Origin of the sequence: Streptomyces sp. C, from assembly GCF_000158895.1 — a bacterium.
Taxonomy (GTDB): domain Bacteria; phylum Actinomycetota; class Actinomycetes; order Streptomycetales; family Streptomycetaceae; genus Streptomyces; species Streptomyces racemochromogenes.
This window is the reverse complement of sequence record NZ_GG657750.1, coordinates 5,966,841-5,969,909: the sequence shown is the minus strand read 5'-3', so window position 1 is coordinate 5,969,909 and position 3,069 is coordinate 5,966,841. Positions and strand designations below refer to the sequence as shown.

Genomic DNA, 3,069 nt, shown 5'->3' with positions numbered 1-3,069 from the left:
CCCAGCGCCAGCAGCTCCGTGCGCAGGGCGGCCGGGAGCAGGTCGGCACGGCCGAGGCGGACCCCGGGGTCGGCGGTGACGGACTCCAGGAGCCGGACCCAGCCGGCGGCGAACCGTTCGACGGTGGCCGCGTCGAAGAGGGAGGTGGCGTACTCGACCATGCCGAGCAGGGAGCCGTCGGCCTGCCGCTGCACGACGAAGGTGAGGTCGGTGCGGGCGGAGCGCCAGGCTCCGCGGAAGGCGTCGACGTCGTCCGCGGCCGTGGCGGTGCCGGTGCGGCCCTCCTCGTGCAGGTCGAACATGACCTGGTAGAGGGGGGTGCGGGCGGGGTCCCGGGACTCGTCCAGCTCGGCGACGAGCCGGTCGAAGGGCAGGTCCTGGTGGGCGAAGGCGGCCCGGGCGGTGTCGCGGACCCGGACCAGCGCCTCGGCGAAGGTGGCATCGGCGGGGGCGTCGCAGCGCATCACCAGGGTGTTGAGGAAGAAGCCGACGACGTCGGCGACCTCGGGCCGCTCGCGCCCGGCGACGGGCACGCCGACGGGTACGTCCCACTGGCCGGTGAGCCGGGCCACGAGGGTCCCGAACACGGTCAGCAGGGTCTGCTGGAGCGTCGCGCCGTGGCCGCGCCCGAGGGCGGCGGCCCGTTCGGCCAGCTCGGCGGGGACGGTGAACACGTGCGCGGCACCGAGCCCGTCGCGGACGGCGGGCCGGGGCCGGTCGGCGGGCAGGTCGACGGGGAGGATGCCCTCCAGGGCCTGCTTCCAGTACGAGAGCTCCGCGCCGGCGGCGGATCCGGCCAGCCGGCGCCGCTGGTGGGCGGCGTGGTCGGCGTACTGCACGGACAGGGCGGGCAGTTCGGCGGTGGTGCCGTGGTGGTGGGCGGCGGCGAGGGCCAGCAGGTCGCGTTCGAGGACGACGGAGGACCAGCCGTCGCAGGCGATGTGGTGGACGGACAGCACGAGGTGCAGGGAGTCCGCGCCGCGCACGGTGAGGGCGCGCCAGACGGGGCCGTCCTCCAGGTCGAAGGGCCGGCTGAACTCGTCCTCGATCAGGGCGCCCCGGGCGGCCGCCGTGTCCGCGCGGGTGGTGCGGAGCTCGACGCGGGCGTCGGCGTCGGCGATCTGGACGGGCTCGGTGCCGCGCAGGACGTAGCGGGTGCGCAGGATCTCGTGGCGTTCGGCGAGACCGGTCAGGGCGGCGGCGACGGTGGTGTCGGCGTATTCGTGCGGCAGGGTGATGAAGACGGGCGCGTTCCACTCGGCGCTGCCGGGGCGCATCCGGTCCATCAGCCACAGGCCCTGCTGGCCGGGCGACAGGGGCAGGCCCTGCTCGGGGCGTTCCACGGGCCGGACGGTGTCGTCGGCGTCGGGTCCGGCGGCGGCCAGGGCGGGGGCGTCGGCGAGCAGGGCGGCCTGGGCCTCCACGGTGGTGGCGGTGAACAGGGCGCGCAGCGGGACCCGGGTGCCGGCGGCGGCCGTCAGGGCCTCGGCGAGCCTGCTGAGGAGCAGGGAGGCTCCGCCGAGCTGGAAGAAGTCGTTGGTGGCTCCGATCTGCTCGGCGGGGATGCCGAGGAGGGCGGACCACTGCTCGGCGACGACCCGTTCGGCGGGGGTGCGCACGGGGACGTGGGCGCCCTCGGCGGCGGAGGCGGCCGCGGCGGCCGGCTCGGGCAGGGCGGAGCGGTCGATCTTGCCGTTGGCGGTGAGCGGGAACTCGGCGACGGGCACGTAGAGGGACGGGATCAGCGGGTCGGGCAGGGCGCGGCGCAGGAAGGTCCGCAGTTCCTCGGGGCGCAGCCGCTCGCCGCGGGACTGGACCCAGGCGACGAGGCGGTGGCCGCCGGAGCCGTCGGGGACGGCGGCGGCGACGGCGGCGCGGACCCAGGGGTGGGCGGCGAGGGCGGCCTCGACCTCGCCGGTCTCTATGCGGACGCCGTTGACCTTGACCTGGTGGTCGAGGCGGCCGAGGTACTCCAGGGTGCCGTCGGCGAGCCAGCGGACGCGGTCGCCGGTGCGGTAGAGCCGCTCGCCGGGCGCCCCGTAGGGGTCGGGCACGAAGCGTTCGGCGGTCTGGTCGGGGCGCCCCTGGTAGCCGAGGGCGAGGCCGACGCCGCCGGCGTGCAGTTCGCCGGGGACGCCGACGGGGACGGGACGGCCGGCCGGGTCGAGGACGAGGGCCCGCATGTGGGCGATGGGGCGGCCGATGGGGACGGCGCCGGTCTGCTGGGCCGGGTCCCAGCGGTGCTCGGTGACGTCGACGGAGGCCTCGGTGGGGCCGTAGGTGTTCCAGATCTCGGCACGCGGGGCCAGCTCGGCGAGTGCCCGGCAGAGTTCGGCGTGCAGCGGCTCGCCCGCGCTGAAGATCAGCCGCAGGGCGCCGAAGTCCTGCCGGCCGGCCTGTTCGACCAGGCGCCGGTACACGGAGGGCACGCCCTGTAGGACGGTGACCCCGTGCGCGGCGACGGCGCGCAGCAGGGCGGCCGGGTCGCGTTCGGCGTCCTCGGGGGCGACGGCGACCGCTCCCCCGCTGATCAGCGGGGAGAAGACCTCCAGGCCGGCGGCGTCGAAGCCGATGGTGGTCTTCAGCAGGAAGCGGTCGGCGGCGCCCAGCTTGTGGCGGTGGGCCAGCCAGCGGACCCGGTTGGCGATGCCGCCGTGCGGGACCAGGACGCCCTTGGGGCGGCCGGTGGAGCCGGAGGTGTGCAGGACGTACGCGGGCCGGGCGGCGTCGGGGGCCAGCGGGAAGGCGGCGGCCTCCTCGTCCGGTACGGTCTGCGGCGCGTCGGCGACGTCGAGGACGGTGGTTCCGGCGGGCAGCCGGGCTGCGGTGGCCTGCGAGGCGAGCACGACGGCCGCGCCGGCGTCCTCCAGGACGAGGGCGAGGCGGGCCTCGGGGTAGTGGGGGTCGAGGGGGACGTAGCCGGCGCCGGCGAACCAGACGCCGAGCAGCGCGGCGACCAGTTCCGGGCCGCGGGGCAGGCAGACGCCGACGAAGTCGCCGGGGGGCCCACTCCCCGGGGCCCGCAGGGGCCCGCGGCGTAAGCGGGCGGGCCAGCCCGTCCAGGGGCGG

The 3,069-nt window shown here is 77.0% G+C and carries 1 protein-coding gene; it reads right to left on the bottom strand.

Translation table 11 applies throughout. The features are described 5' to 3' along the window. Positions 1-3,069: non-ribosomal peptide synthetase (locus SSNG_RS26955; protein WP_007267091.1), on the bottom strand; the 3,069-nt coding region annotated here is incomplete at both ends.